Origin of the sequence: Streptomyces sp. ActVer (assembly GCF_027270795.1) — a bacterium.
Classification (GTDB): Bacteria; Actinomycetota; Actinomycetes; order Streptomycetales; family Streptomycetaceae; genus Streptomyces; species Streptomyces umbrinus_A.
The window spans coordinates 1-13,096 of the sequence record NZ_JAPWHT010000296.1 but is presented as its reverse complement, the minus strand read 5'-3'; the positions used below and the strand labels follow the sequence as shown (position 1 = coordinate 13,096).

Here is a 13,096-nt window from a genome sequence, read left to right as displayed (position 1 = left end):
CCCGGCTCCCGGCTCCCGGGTCGTGACGCATCGCGTCGGCCCGGCCCGCTTCCGCCAGGCCCCCTTCCGCCAGGCCCGTCAGTGGGCCCTGGGTTCCCCGAAGCCCGGGACGGCGGCCCGAACCCGGGCCAGTCCGACCGGAAGACCGACCGTGGCGTCCATGGTCATGCCCGGCTCGTCCGGTTGCAGTGGCTCCAGCGTCTCGAACTGCGAGTCGACCAGTTGGGCGGGCATGAAGTGACCGGTGCGCCGGGACACGCGGTCCCACGCGGTGTCCCGGTCCAGGGCGAGGTAGAGGCACCACAGCCGTCCGCCCGCGGCCGCCCGGAGCTCGTCGCGATAGGCCCGCCTGAGGGCCGAACAGGCGACGACCAGCCCCTCTCCGGCCTCGACGGAGTGACGGATCCGGACGGCGAGGGCACGCAACCACGGCTCGCGGTCCGCGTCGTCCAGAGCGTGGCCGGCGGTCATCTTCGCGACGTTCGCGGCGGGATGGAAGCCGTCGCCCTCGACGAACGTCAGGCTCAGCTGCTCGGCGACCGCCTTGCCGACGGTGGACTTCCCGGACCCCGACACGCCCACGACCAGCACGATCGGCGGTCCTTTCGCGGCCCCGTTCACGGGCTCTCGGGTTCCCGTCCGGCCGCCGTCCGCCGCAGGTCCGCCTCGGTGAGTGGCTGGAGGGCTCCGACGGTGTCCAGCCGGTAGAGCAGGACGAGGGGCGGTCCGACGAGCACCACGGCGACGACCGTGACCAGCATCAGCCAGCGCAGCGTCGTCGACGCACCGGCCGCCTGGGACACGGTCAGCGAGGTGGGGATGAGATAGGGCCGCTGGGCCAGCCCCCACGCCAGGACGACGAGGGCCACGCTGCCGACCGCGGTGATCCTCGCCCAGCCGGTGGCGGCGCGGTACAGCAGTCCGGCGGTGGCCAACGCGCCGACGGCGGCGACCAGAACGAGCGCGAGACCGATTCCGCTGGTCAGTCCGTCGTGGACGTAGCGCGCGTCGTCGTCGGTCACGACGAGGCCGACCACCGCCAGTACGGCGATGACGCCGAGGCTGGACCAGGCCCGCAGCCGGAAGTATCCGACCAGGTCGGCGGCGTCGAAGCGGCGGGCGTCGGCGGTCAGGAACACGGCCCCGAGGAAGGCGGTCGCGGCGACGGTCAGCAGGCCGGCGATCACGGACGTCCCGTTGGACCACGCGTCGGCGGAGGCCTTCGTGCCGGGAGCCACCCGGCCCGTGGCCAGCCCGCCGACCACCGCTCCGAGGAAGAAGGGCGTCACCACCGAGGAGACGGCGAAGACGGCGCCGTAGACCCTGCGCCGGGCGAGGCGCCGCGTGGGCTTGCGCAGGGCGAAACCGGCGCCACGCAGGACAAGCCCCACGGCCGCCAGTGCCAACGGGAGCCACATCGCCGTGAAGACCGTCTGGAAGAGGACCGGGAAGCCGGTCCACATGACGACCAGGACGAAGATGAGCCAGACGTTGTTGGTCTCCCACACCGGTGCCATGGCGTGGTCGATGAGCCACCTCGGGCGCCTGCCGCGTTCGGCGCCGCCCGCGAGAAGGTCCCAGAACCCGGCGCCGTAGTCCGTGCCGCCGGCACACGCGTAGGCGGCCACCGCGGCCAGCAGCACCCAGGCGACGGCGTCCTCGATCATTCGCGGCCACCGTCCACGCCCGCGGTCGTGGACAACGGCCGGGGCCCGTAGGGGGTGTCGCCCTCCGCGTCCCCGGCGGTGGCTCCCGCGAGAGCGCCCTCGTCGGCCAGCCTCCACCCTCTGCTCATCTTCAGGAGGACGGCCAGGAAGGCACCGAAGACGAGTACGTAGACCACCACGACGATGCCGAGCATCACCCACAGGGACGAGGCACGGGTGTCCGTCACCGCCTCCGAGACCCGCATGTTCTCGTAGACGATCCAGGGCTGCCGGCCCACCTCGGTCGTGATCCAGCCGCACTCCACGGTCAGTAGGCAGGCGCCGCCGGCGAGCGCCGCGCACCGGAAGAACCACCGCGACCTGGGCAGATCACGGCGGCGGAGCCAGCACCAGCCGTACCAGAGCGCGAGCAGCATGAGCAGGCTGCCGATGGTCACCATGATGTCGAACGCCCAGTGGGCGATCGTGGCCTGAGTCGCCGTCGGGCGGTCGCTCGCGGGGACCGAGGTCAGACCCGTCACCTTGGTGTCCGGGCTGAAACCGGCGAGGATCGAGTCCAGTTGGGGGATCTTGATCCCGCCGGAGATCGTCCCGTCGGGATGCAGACGCCCGAACATGTACTCCGGCACGCGTGTGTCGGTCTTCCAGACGAGCTCGGTCGCCGCGAACTTCACCGGCTGCTTCTGGAAGACGGAGCGGGCGATCGAGTCCCCCAGCACGAACTGCACGGGGGTCAGAATCGCGGCGACGGAGAACGGCACGGTGAAGCCGAGCCGGTGATAGCGGTCCCGGCGGCCCCGCAGCCAGCCGACCGCGTACACCCCGGCCACGACATAGCCGGCGGTCAGGACCACGCCGACCACGAAGTGCCAGTACTCCGGGCCGAGCATCGGCGTGAAGATCGCCTTCCGTACGTCCACGTCCACGGGGTTGCCGGACGCGTCGAGGTCGAAACCGCGCGGGGTGTTCATCCAGGCGTTCGCGGCCACGATGCCGAACGCCCCCATCAGGGCGGCCAGCGGCAGGGGCAGGCCGAGCCAGAAGTGCGTCCACGGCTTGAGCCGGCGCCAGCCGTACAGGTAGATGGCGATGAGGATCGCTTCGAGGAAGAACGCCCATGCCTCGACCCCGAAGCCGAGGCCGAAGACATCGCCCCACCGGCCCATCATCCCGGGCCACAGGAGGCCGAGTTCGAAGGAGAGCACCGTGCCGGTCACGATGCCGATGGCGAACTGGACGGCCATGACCGCCGACCAGCGCCGCGCGAGCAGCAGGGCCACGGCGTCGCCCTTGCGCAGTCCCCGGTAGTGCATCAGGAGGGTGATGGCGGGCAGGGCCACGCCGAAGGGCACGAGCAGGATGTGGGACCCCAGGGTGAAGGCCATCAGCTCCCGGGCCGGCAGAAGCTGTGGAGGGCCGTCCGCCAGAAAGTGGTCGATCGCGCTGTTCACATGGTCCTCGGTGGCTCGTACCGGGTGGCTGACAGGCAGTACGTCTCAGCCACCCGTGGCGAACCCGGGGAACAGCGTCATGCCGCCGTCGACGTAGAGCGTCGTCCCCACCACGTAGTCGAAGAGGTCGGAGGCCAGAGCGGCCACCACGTTCGCGATGTCGTCCGGGTCGCCGACGCGGTCGTAGGGCACGAGCCGGAGAAGCTCGGCCTCGGCCTCGGGGGTGTCCCAGGCGCTGCGGTTGATGGGCGTGCGAATCGCCCCCGGGGCGACCGCGTTGACCCGGATCCTGTGCGGCGCGAGCTCCTGCGCGAGGGTCGCCATCAGCATCAGTACGCCGCCCTTGGACGACGCGTAGTTCACGTGCCCGGCCCAGGGAATGATCTGGTGGACCGAACTCATGCAGATGATTTTCCCGGCGGAGCGTGAGACCTCCGGGACGACGCCCCGGCGCGTGAATTCCTTGGCCGCCTCACGGGCGCACAGGAACTGTCCGGTCAGATTGACGTCCAGCACTTTTTGCCACTGGGCCATGGTCATATCGGTGAGGGGGGCATCGCGTTGGAGTCCCGCATTCGCCACCATGACGTCGATGGTCCCGAACTTCTGGACCATGCGGTCCACCATGTCGCCTACCTGTTTCTCCTGCGACACGTCCGCCTCGTGCGCGTAGGCGCGGACGCCGAAACTCTCGATCTCGCGCACCACGTCCTCGGCGGCGTCCCGCCCGGCCACGTAGTTCACCACCACATCGGCGCCCGCCCGCCCCAGGCCGATGGCCGTGGCTTTGCCGATGCCGGAATTCGCACCCGTCACCAGCGCCTTCTGGCCTTTGAGGAGCGGGTGGGCTAGGGGCTGGCGACCGTCACTGCCGCTGGTTTCCACTCGTGTCTCCCTGTGAGTGCCGAAGCGGACATCGAGGCATCCGCCGACAACACGAAACACAAAGGGGAACCCGTACGGCCCGGCGGCACGTCCCGCGTCAGCCACTCGGGGGGCTGTCCCGCGCCGAACGGCGCAGTACGCGACCGCCGGGCCGCTCGGAACAGCGCAGTCGCTATTCGGTGCGAGCCTCCCGGCCCCTTCCGACACACAGCGCCCAGATGACGAAGGCGTCGACGGCGATCAGCACGACGGCCCAGACGGGCTGGTACGGCAGCCACATGAAGTTGGCGATCATCGACAGGCCGGCGAGGGCGATACCGATGACTCGTGCCCACATTGCACCGCGGAACAGAGCGGCACCCGCGAGAACCACGAGAACGCCGAGGGCGAGGTGGATCCAGCCCCAACTCGTCAGGTTGAAGTTGTACGCGTAGTTGCGCGTGACCACGAAGACATCGTCCTCGGCGATAGCGGCAATTCCTTGGAATATCGCCATCGCTCCGCCGAAGATCATCATTACGCCGGCGAATCCGGTCCAGCCGGTCACCCACGCCCCTTCGCTGCCGCTTCTGGTTCCGTGCCCGTGGTGCATTCCGGTTGTGGTCATACCGAGCTCCTCCCACATGGGCCTCGCCACTGTGGTGCGGCAGGGGCCGTGACGCACATATCAGTTTGACACGTGCAGCACAGGACGGCACAACGCAGAAATATACGCAAGGCGGCATCGGGGCCGAGATGCGAGGCAATTCAAACAGTGATCCAATGGAAGGGTGCGCTGCGCGCCGGTATGTGCGTGCCGGCCCTACAGGCGTTTGTCGCACACGCCTTCTGCGAGAAAGGAAACTGCCGTGCCAGGTCTCCTCCGCGGGGTCGCCCGCACAGCCGTGGTGGCCGGTACAGCGACCGCCGTGTCGAACCGCGTGTCCCGCCGCCAGCAGGGGCGATGGGCCGAGCAGGAATCCCAGGAGGCCCCGCGCCGGCCGGCGGAACCCTCCGCGCCCCCGCCCGCCCAGCCGCACGTCGACATGACCAGCAAAATCGACCAGCTGAAACAACTCGGAGAACTCAAGGACCAGGGCGTCCTCACCGAAACCGAATTCGAGGACCAGAAGAGCAGGATCCTGAGCTCCTGATCTCCTGATCTCCTGAGCGACTCCGACCCAATCCTTGAGCCGCTCGGGATGCAATGGACCGGCCTTTTCGAAAAGGCCCACCCCTGAACGGTCCGACCGCATCCCGATGCCCAGACCCAAGCCGACCCTTTGGGCCGGCGTGCGGCGTACGGCGTACCGACAGAGAAGCAGGCCGAGTCGCCTCGGACGCCCCGCGAAGGCGCTCAACCGGTCTCTGCTCGCCCCGACGATCCCAGTGACAGCGCGCCGCGGACTGCACGGCCCGGCGAACGCCAGCCGTCAGCTCCGGACCCACCGGGCGGGGACCCGCACAAAGGCCCGCCGCCGGCGGGCCGCCGAGGCCGCACCGCACCGGCCCGCATGCAGCTCGCGAGCAACGGATCGGGGCTGTTCAGCGGAAGTCGGCGAGCAGGAGTTGAAGCGCGTCGGTGCCTGCCTGCGCATGGTGGTGGACGGCCGGGCGGACCACACCGTCCTCGGCGCCTGCGCGTGGTGCTGGACGGACAGCCCGGCCGACCTCACCGTCGTCGGCGAAGCCGGAGGGTCCAGCGCGTAGGGCCGGGAGACCGGCCCCACCTGACCGGGCCGCCCCTGCCGAAGCGGCACGGGGCAGAGCCGCCGTGGCCCGCTGCCGTGGCACAGGTCGCCGACGGCCCGCCGACCTCATCGGCCGCGCCCGGAGCCTTCTCTTCGACCACAGCGTGTACTCGCGCACTACGCCACCCTGGGCAGCGAGATCCAGGCCCGGACGGTCGTGGCACAGACCCGCGCCCTGCCGAGAGCCGGACGCACCGTCAGGAGCGATGTCGGCGGAGAGCCCGCCCCTGCCGCGGCCCCAGCAAGCTCTCAGCTCTTCGCGGCCAAAACCACGCCGTCCCGCGGCGCCCGGATGCCGCCCTTCGGCGCCTTCAGTATCCCCACCGCCCTCAACGGAGCCGGAGCTTCCTCGGCCACCGCGTCACGGCCTGCGACGCCCGCCCGCCCCCGCGACCACCGCCCGATTCCCCACACCGCCGAAGTCGTCGCCGGATCGGTGCGGCCCCCATCGTGCCTCCGGGGTGGTCCCACTGCCACGCCGCCGCCACCGAGACCGGCGCCCGCACCGCCACCCGCGCCCTCACCCACGACGCCAAGTCCGACATCCCCCACGAGCCCCGACGCCGAGTCTCCCCGCCGCCCGCAGCGGCGCAACAGGCTCCCGTCCCACAGCCATCGGCAAGGGCCACAGGGCCGGGCACGCATCCACAGCCGCACCGCACCCAAGTACGCCCCGGACGTCACCGCTCACCCGATCGAGACGCCGTGACGGATCGCCCCCGTCGACGCCCGGTTCGCCCTGGCCCGATCCAAGGGGGTCATCGCCCGCACAGCCGGAGAAGACCGCCACCGAAGCGCCGAGCGCAGACCACGTCCAGGAGGGCCCCGTCCAGCAGAAGCCGGACCGCACATCACGGCCGCGAGGCCGATGCGCGGCACGCACCAGATCAACCCGAGAAATCCGACAATGGCTCAACATGTCCGACTCGGAGGGTTCGACGGCCTCATTCTCGGTCCCGATGCCCTGAAACCATCATCGAGGAGGGCCGCCACGATCCCTCAAGTCCCCCGATCCTCCAGCGAAGTTGCTGGTCGGATCGATTCTTCACGCGTAGCGCCTGGTGGGGCGGGTGGGACTCGAACCCACGGCCGACGGATTATGAGTCCGCTGCTCTAACCGGCTGAGCTACCGCCCCATTACGGCGCGTCGCGCACATTTGTGCGCGCCGTCTGCCGCAGCATAGCCGCTCATACGATCTCCTGCTTCGGATGGTCGACTTCGCCTGCCCTGGAGGACCCCACCTGGGGCGGAGCGGTTCCCGAGGACATGAAAAAGGACCCCGACGGGGTCCTCGTTCGCCTGCTCTCCCGACTGGACTCGAACCAGTAACCTGCCGGTTAACAGCCGGCTGCTCTGCCAATTGAGCTACGGAAGACCGAAGCTCCCCCGACTGGACTCGAACCAGTAACCTGCCGGTTAACAGCCGGCTGCTCTGCCAATTGAGCTACAGGGGATCGCCTCGTTGCATCGAACGTACCTCCCTGGGTATTCGCCAGGGGGCGTGCGCTCGCTGCGACACATACATTAGCGCAAGCAGGGGGGTGCTCCGCCAATCGGTAAGCCCCGCCTGCGACCGACGCCGCCGCAAGGGACCGACTCACAAGAGAAGGGTGGCCGCCATGCGCTACCGGCTCACGTTCGTCGCCGGACTGGCCCTGGGATACGTGCTGGGCACGCGTGCCGGGCGCGAGCGCTACGAGCAGCTGAGGAAGACCGCACAGCAGGTCGCTCAGAACCCGGCGGTGCGCAACACCGCCGAGTCCGCGGCCCAGCAGGGGCGCGAGTTCGCCGGCAAGGCGTACCACGCGGTGAGCGAGAAGGTCGGTGACCGGGTCCCCGACTCGGTGGCCGAGAGGGTCCGCCACCTGCGAGAGCGCAACACGAACGGCACGCGTACCGATGACGACTGGGGCACCAGCAACACGTAACCGGTACGGCCGCCTCCGTCGGACCGGTACGGCCAGCTCCGGTCGTACGGCAGAATTTCCGCCATGGGGATAGTCGCCGGGTTGGACAGTTCGCCCGATTTCACTCGCATCGTTGTCTGCGACGCGGACAGCGGAGCCGTGCTCAGGCAGGGGTATGCCCCGCATCCGATGGACGGCATGTCCGAGGGCGGCCGGCCCTCGGACGTCGACCCGCAGGCCTGGCTGCTGTCCCTGGGCGAGGCCGCGGGCGGCGGGCTCCTCGAAGGCGTTCAGGCCATTGGCGTGTCCGCGCAGCAGAACGGGCTCGTGCCGGTGGACACCCAGGGCAACACGGTGCGTCCGGCGATGGTCGGCGGTGACAAGCGGGCACAGGTCGCGGCCGCCGACCTGGTCGACGCCCTCGGCGGACGCGAGGCCTGGGCGCAGGCCGTGGGCTGTGTGCCGCAGGCGGCTCAGCCGGTGACGAAGCTGCGCTGGCTCGCGAAGAACGAACCCGAGGCGGCGCTGCGCACCAGCGTGCTGCTCCAGGCGCACGACTGGCTGGTGTGGCAGTTGCTCGGCCGCCCGGCCCGCCGGACCACCGACCGGGGCGGGGCCTCCGGGACCGGCTACTGGTCGGCGGCGACCGGTGCGTACCGGCCCGATCTCGTGGAGCTGGCGCTCGGGCACCAGGCGCTGCTGCCCGATGTGCTGGGGCCGTGGGAGGCCGCGGGGACGACGCCCGAGGGGCTGCTGATCTCGGCGGGGACGGGCGAGACGATGGCCGCGGCGTTCGGTCTGGGCATCGGGCTCGGGGACGCGGTGGTGTCGCTCGGCGCCTCCGGTTCCGTGATGGCCGTGCACCACGAGGCGCTCGTCGACTCCTCCGGAATGATCACCTCGCTGGCGGACGCGACCGGGATGCACCTGCCGGTCGTCACCACGCTCAATGCCGTACGGGCCCTGCGCGGGGCCGCCGAACTGCTCGGCGTACCGGACCTGGAGGCCCTGTCGGACCTGGCGATGAAGTCCACCCCGGGCTCCCACGGCCTTGTGATGCTGCCCTATCTGGAGGGCGAGCGGACGCCCAACCTGCCGCACACGGCGGGGACGCTGGCCGGGCTGCGGCGGGAGTCGATGAAGCCCGAGCACCTGGCGCGGGCCGCCTTCGAGGGCATGCTGTGCGGGCTCGCGGACGCGCTGGACGTGCTGCGCAAACGGGGCGTCGAGGTGCGGCGGATCTTCCTGCTGGGCCAGGCCGCCGAGCTGAGCGCGGTGCAGGCCTGCGCGCCCGCGCTGCTCGGTACGCAGATCGTGGTGCCGCAGCCCGCGGACTACGCGGCGCTCGGTGCGGCCCGGCAGGCGGCCTGGGCGCTCGGTACGTCGCAGGGCACGATCCAGCCGGGGCTGCCGCCCGTCTGGCAGGGCGCGGCCGCGCAGATCCTGGAGCCCGGCGAGGAGCTGGCGGTGGGCCAGGCCGTGCGGCAGCAGTACGTGTCGGTGCGGAACCAGACGCACCCGGGCGCCTTCCGGCCCTGAGGCCTCACAGAGCCCGGGCGACTCGAACGGCCTACGGCTTCGGACCGAGGCCCGGTCGGCTCTTGGACCTCTCTTGGCTTAATCAGTTGAGGTAACACGGGTGGAGTGTTCGACGATAGGGGCCAAGGGCAACCAACCGCCCCGCCGCCGACCCCGAGAGACCCAGCGTGCTCATACGACTCCTGCGTACCTATCTCACGCCCTACAAGAAACCCATCGCCCTGCTCGTACTGCTGCAGTTCCTGCAGACCTGCGCCACGCTCTACCTGCCCACGCTCAACGCGGACATCATCGACAACGGTGTCGTCGAGGGCGACACGGGATACATCCTGTCCTTCGGCGCACTGATGATCGGTATCTCGCTGGCCCAGGTCGTCTGCAACATCGGGGCCGTCTACTACGGCGCCCGTACGGCCTCCGCGGTCGGACGGGACATCCGGGCCGGCATCTTCGACCGGGTGCAGTCGTTCTCCGCGCGTGAGGTCGGTCACTTCGGGGCGCCGTCGCTGATCACCCGCACGACGAACGACGTGCAGCAGGTGCAGATGCTCACGCTGATGACGTTCACCCTGCTGGTGTCGGCGCCGATCATGTGCGTGGGCGGCATCGTCCTCGCGCTCGGTCTCGACGTACCGCTGTCCGGGGTGCTGCTCGCCGTCGTGCCGGTGCTCGGGATCTCGGTGAGCCTCATCGTGCGCCGGCTGCGGCCGCTGTTCCGCACGATGCAGGTGCGGCTCGACACGGTGAACCGGGTGCTGCGCGAGCAGATCACCGGCAACCGCGTCATCCGTGCCTTCGTGCGCGACGGGTACGAGGAGGAGCGCTTCCGGAAGGCGAACGCGGACCTCACCGAGGTGTCCCTCGGTACCGGGCGGATGCTGGCGCTGATGTTCCCGATCGTCATGACGGTGGTGAACGTGTCGTCCATCGCGGTGGTGTGGTTCGGCGCCCACCGGATCGACAGCGGCGGGATGCAGATCGGCGCGCTGACCGCGTTCCTCGCCTATCTGATGCAGATCGTCATGTCCGTGATGATGGCCACCTTCATGTTCATGATGGTGCCGCGCGCGGAGGTGTGTGCCGAGCGCATCCAGGAGGTCCTGGACACCTCCAGCAGCGTGGTCCCGCCGAAGGCGCCGGTCCTGGAGCTGCGGCGGCACGGTCATCTGGAGATCCGGGGCGCCGGGTTCCGCTACCCGGGTGCCGAGGAGCCGGTGCTGAGGACCATCGACCTGGTGGCCCTGCCGGGTGAGACCACCGCCGTGATCGGCTCGACCGGAAGCGGCAAGTCCACGCTGCTGGGCCTGGTCCCCCGGCTGTTCGACGCCACCGACGGCCAGGTACTGGTGGACGGCGTCGACGTACGGACGGTCGAGCCGCGACTGCTCGCGCGCACGGTCGGCCTCGTACCGCAGAAGCCGTACCTCTTCGCGGGCACGGTGGCGACCAATCTCCGGTACGGGAATCCGGACGCGACCGACGAGGAGCTGTGGCACGCGCTGGAGGTGGCGCAGGCCAAGGGCTTCGTGGAGGGTCTGGAGAACGGTCTTGACGCGACGATCGCGCAGGGCGGGACGAACGTGTCGGGCGGTCAGCGGCAGCGGCTCGCCATCGCCCGGACCCTTGTGCAGCGCCCCGAGATCTACCTCTTCGACGACTCCTTCTCGGCGCTCGACTACGCGACGGACGCGGCGTTGCGGAGGGCGCTCGCGCAGGAGACCGCCGAGGCGACGGTCGTGATCGTCGCCCAGCGGGTGTCGACCATCAGGGACGCCGACCGGATCGTGGTCCTCGACGAGGGCCGGGTCGTCGGGGCGGGCCGCCATCACGAGCTGATGGCGGAGAACGAGACATACCGGGAGATCGTGCTCTCCCAGCTGACGGAAGCGGAGGCAGCCTGATGGCCGGGCCCATGGGGCGGATGATGGCCGGGACGGGCCCCGACCATCACTCGATGGACTTCAAGAAGTCCGGGAAGCGGCTGCTGGCACACTTCAAGCCGGAACGCACCACTCTGTACGTGATGCTCGTCGCCGTGGTGTTCAGCGTCGGCCTCTCGGTCCTCGGGCCGAAGATCCTGGGCCGGGCCACCGACCTCGTCTTCGCCGGAGTCGTCGGACGGGAGATGCCCGCGAGCCAGACGAAGGCCGAGGCCCTCGCGGCGATGCGGGAGCGCGGCGACGGCGGCATGGCCGACATGCTCTCCGGTACGGACTTCACCCCGGGCGAGGGCATCGACTTCGGCGCGGTCGGCGAGGTGCTGCTGCTCGCTCTCGTGGCGTTCCTGGTGGCCGGTCTGCTGATGACCGTGGCGACGCGGCTGGTGAACCGGGCCGTCAACAAGACGATGTACAACATGCGCGAGGACGTGCAGACGAAGCTGTCGCGGCTGCCGTTGTCGTACTTCGACAAGAGGCAGCGCGGTGAGGTGCTCAGCCGCGCCACGAACGACATCGACAACATCGGGCAGACCCTCCAGCAGTCGATGGGCCAGCTCGTCAACTCTCTGCTGACCATCGTCGGTGTGCTCGCGATGATGTTCTGGGTGTCGTGGCTGCTCGCGCTCGTCGCGCTGGTCACCGTGCCGCTGTCGTTCTTCGTCGCCACCCGGGTGGGCAAGCGGTCGCAGCCGCACTTCGTGCAGCAGTGGCGGACCACCGGCAAGCTCAACGCGCACATCGAGGAGATGTACACCGGCCACAACCTCGTCAAGGTCTTCGGGCGGCAGGACGAGTCGGCGGCGCAGTTCGCCGAGGAGAACGAGAAGCTGTACGAGGCCGGGTTCCGGGCGCAGTTCAACAGCGGGGTCATGCAGCCGCTGATGATGTTCGTGTCCAACCTGAACTATGTGCTGGTGGCCGTGGTCGGCGGTCTGCGCGTCGCCTCGGGCGCCCTCTCGATCGGTGACGTCCAGGCCTTCATCCAGTACTCCCGGCAGTTCTCCATGCCGCTCACCCAGGTCGCCTCGATGGCGAACCTCGTGCAGTCCGGCGTCGCTTCGGCGGAGCGGATCTTCGAACTGCTGGACGCGGAGGAGCAGCAGGCGGACCCGGTGACGGGGGCGCGTCCTGAGGAACTGCGGGGCCGGGTGGCGCTGGAGGGCGTCTCCTTCCGGTACGACCCGGAGAAGCCGCTCATCGAGGACCTGTCGCTGAAGGTGGAGCCCGGGCACACGGTCGCGATCGTCGGGCCCACGGGCGCCGGCAAGACGACACTCGTGAACCTGCTGATGCGGTTCTACGAGGTCACGGGCGGGCGGATCACCCTCGACGGGGTCGACATCGCCAAGATGTCCCGGGACGAACTGCGGGCCGGGATCGGCATGGTGCTGCAGGACACCTGGCTGTTCGGCGGGACGATCGCGGAGAACATCGCGTACGGGGCCTCCCGTGAGGTCACGCGTGGGGAGATCGAGGAGGCGGCCCGGGCCGCCCATGCGGACCGGTTCGTCCGGACGTTGCCCGAGGGGTACGACACCGTCATCGACGACGAGGGGTCGGGGGTGAGCGCCGGTGAGAAGCAGCTCATCACCATCGCTCGGGCGTTCCTGTCCGATCCGGTGATTCTGGTGCTGGACGAGGCCACGAGTTCGGTTGACACCCGTACCGAGGTGTTGATCCAGAAGGCTATGGCGAAGCTCGCGCACGGGCGGACGTCGTTCGTCATCGCGCATCGTCTGTCGACGATCCGCGACGCCGACACCATCCTCGTGATGGAGAACGGTTCGATCGTCGAACAGGGCGCGCACGCGGACCTGCTGGCGTCGAACGGCGCGTACGCCCGCCTTTACAAGGCCCAGTTCGCGGAGGCTGTGGTGGAGGTGGACTGAGTCGCCCCCGCCGCCCCTCCCCATTCCCGTCACTACTCGGGGGCTCCGCCCCCGAACCCCCGCTGCGCAGTTCCCCGCGCCCCCAGG

11 protein-coding genes and 3 tRNA genes are annotated in these 13,096 nt (G+C 69.7%); 6 read left to right on the top strand and 8 right to left on the bottom strand.

Translation table 11 applies throughout. The annotated features are described in order from the left end of the window. Positions 1 to 78 precede the first annotated feature (78 nt). The 5 genes from O3Q52_RS35725 to O3Q52_RS35705 all read right to left on the bottom strand — a co-directional run bounded on the left by O3Q52_RS35725 (position 79) and on the right by O3Q52_RS35705 (position 4,610). Entirely contained in the window at positions 79 to 591 is a 513-nt protein-coding gene (locus tag O3Q52_RS35725) for a gluconokinase (protein WP_269652773.1), read from the bottom strand. A 26-nt stretch (positions 592 to 617) separates the two neighbouring features. Then, on the bottom strand, positions 618 to 1,667 hold the full coding sequence (locus O3Q52_RS35720) for a cytochrome d ubiquinol oxidase subunit II (RefSeq protein WP_269652772.1): 1,050 nt from the start codon (positions 1,665 to 1,667) through the stop codon (positions 618 to 620). Further along, positions 1,664 to 3,052 (bottom strand): cytochrome ubiquinol oxidase subunit I, encoded by a 1,389-nt coding sequence (locus O3Q52_RS35715; RefSeq protein WP_269652774.1) that lies wholly within the window; start codon positions 3,050 to 3,052, stop codon positions 1,664 to 1,666. The genes O3Q52_RS35720 and O3Q52_RS35715 overlap by 4 nt, the downstream gene beginning before the upstream one ends. A 111-nt stretch (positions 3,053 to 3,163) precedes the next feature. Further along, the gene (locus O3Q52_RS35710; RefSeq protein WP_269652771.1) at positions 3,164 to 4,003 is read right to left on the bottom strand and encodes an SDR family oxidoreductase; all 840 of its coding nucleotides are present in this window, start codon (positions 4,001 to 4,003) and stop codon (positions 3,164 to 3,166) included. 172 nt (positions 4,004 to 4,175) lie between these two features. Next, the gene (locus O3Q52_RS35705; RefSeq protein WP_269652770.1) at positions 4,176 to 4,610 is read right to left on the bottom strand and encodes a hypothetical protein; all 435 of its coding nucleotides are present in this window, start codon (positions 4,608 to 4,610) and stop codon (positions 4,176 to 4,178) included. A 241-nt stretch (positions 4,611 to 4,851) separates the two neighbouring features. Between O3Q52_RS35705 and O3Q52_RS35700 the strand changes: the two genes are divergently transcribed. Both O3Q52_RS35700 and O3Q52_RS35695 read left to right on the top strand, forming a co-directional pair. Next, positions 4,852 to 5,136, top strand: a complete 285-nt coding sequence (locus O3Q52_RS35700) for an SHOCT domain-containing protein (protein ID WP_269652769.1) — start codon at positions 4,852 to 4,854, stop codon at positions 5,134 to 5,136. Between the two features lie 415 nt (positions 5,137 to 5,551). Beyond that, complete coding sequence (locus O3Q52_RS35695; RefSeq protein WP_269652768.1) at positions 5,552 to 5,692, top strand: hypothetical protein; 141 nt, start codon at positions 5,552 to 5,554, stop codon at positions 5,690 to 5,692. Positions 5,693 to 6,792: 1,100 nt separating this feature from the next. Here O3Q52_RS35695 and O3Q52_RS35690 read toward each other — a convergent pair. The 3 genes from O3Q52_RS35690 to O3Q52_RS35680 all read right to left on the bottom strand — a co-directional run bounded on the left by O3Q52_RS35690 (position 6,793) and on the right by O3Q52_RS35680 (position 7,188). Continuing rightward, a tRNA-Ile gene (locus tag O3Q52_RS35690) sits at positions 6,793 to 6,869 on the bottom strand. A 167-nt stretch (positions 6,870 to 7,036) separates the two neighbouring features. Further along, positions 7,037 to 7,109, bottom strand: a tRNA-Asn gene (locus O3Q52_RS35685). A gap of 6 nt (positions 7,110 to 7,115) precedes the next feature. Further along, positions 7,116 to 7,188, bottom strand: a tRNA-Asn gene (locus tag O3Q52_RS35680). 165 nt (positions 7,189 to 7,353) lie between these two features. On the opposite strand from O3Q52_RS35680, the gene O3Q52_RS35675 reads away from it, so the two are divergent. The 4 genes from O3Q52_RS35675 to O3Q52_RS35660 all read left to right on the top strand — a co-directional run bounded on the left by O3Q52_RS35675 (position 7,354) and on the right by O3Q52_RS35660 (position 13,009). Then, entirely contained in the window at positions 7,354 to 7,662 is a 309-nt protein-coding gene (locus tag O3Q52_RS35675; RefSeq protein ID WP_055615009.1) for a YtxH domain-containing protein, read from the top strand. Positions 7,663 to 7,725: 63 nt separating this feature from the next. Further along, positions 7,726 to 9,180 carry an FGGY family carbohydrate kinase gene (locus O3Q52_RS35670; RefSeq protein WP_269652767.1) on the top strand — a complete coding sequence of 485 codons (1,455 nt, stop codon included), beginning with the start codon at positions 7,726 to 7,728 and terminating at the stop codon, positions 9,178 to 9,180. 167 nt (positions 9,181 to 9,347) lie between these two features. After that, positions 9,348 to 11,081, top strand: coding sequence for an ABC transporter ATP-binding protein (locus tag O3Q52_RS35665; protein WP_269652766.1), 1,734 nt, complete (start codon positions 9,348 to 9,350; stop codon positions 11,079 to 11,081). Further along, positions 11,081 to 13,009: an ABC transporter ATP-binding protein gene (locus O3Q52_RS35660; protein ID WP_269652765.1), complete on the top strand. Its 1,929-nt coding sequence runs from the start codon at positions 11,081 to 11,083 to the stop codon at positions 13,007 to 13,009. The genes O3Q52_RS35665 and O3Q52_RS35660 overlap by 1 nt, the downstream gene beginning before the upstream one ends. The last annotated feature ends 87 nt before the right edge of the window (positions 13,010 to 13,096 follow it).

Coding starts and splice junctions, on each gene's coding strand:
- O3Q52_RS35720 (WP_269652772.1), bottom strand. CDS start 1,667: ATGATCGAGGACGCCGTCGCCTGGGTGCTGCTGGCCGCGGTGGCCGCC.
- O3Q52_RS35715 (WP_269652774.1), bottom strand. CDS start 3,052: ATGGCCTTCACCCTGGGGTCCCACATCCTGCTCGTGCCCTTCGGCGTG.
- O3Q52_RS35705 (WP_269652770.1), bottom strand. CDS start 4,610: ATGACCACAACCGGAATGCACCACGGGCACGGAACCAGAAGCGGCAGC.
- O3Q52_RS35675 (WP_055615009.1), top strand. CDS start 7,354: ATGCGCTACCGGCTCACGTTCGTCGCCGGACTGGCCCTGGGATACGTG.
- O3Q52_RS35670 (WP_269652767.1), top strand. CDS start 7,726: ATGGGGATAGTCGCCGGGTTGGACAGTTCGCCCGATTTCACTCGCATC.
- O3Q52_RS35660 (WP_269652765.1), top strand. CDS start 11,081: ATGGCCGGGCCCATGGGGCGGATGATGGCCGGGACGGGCCCCGACCAT.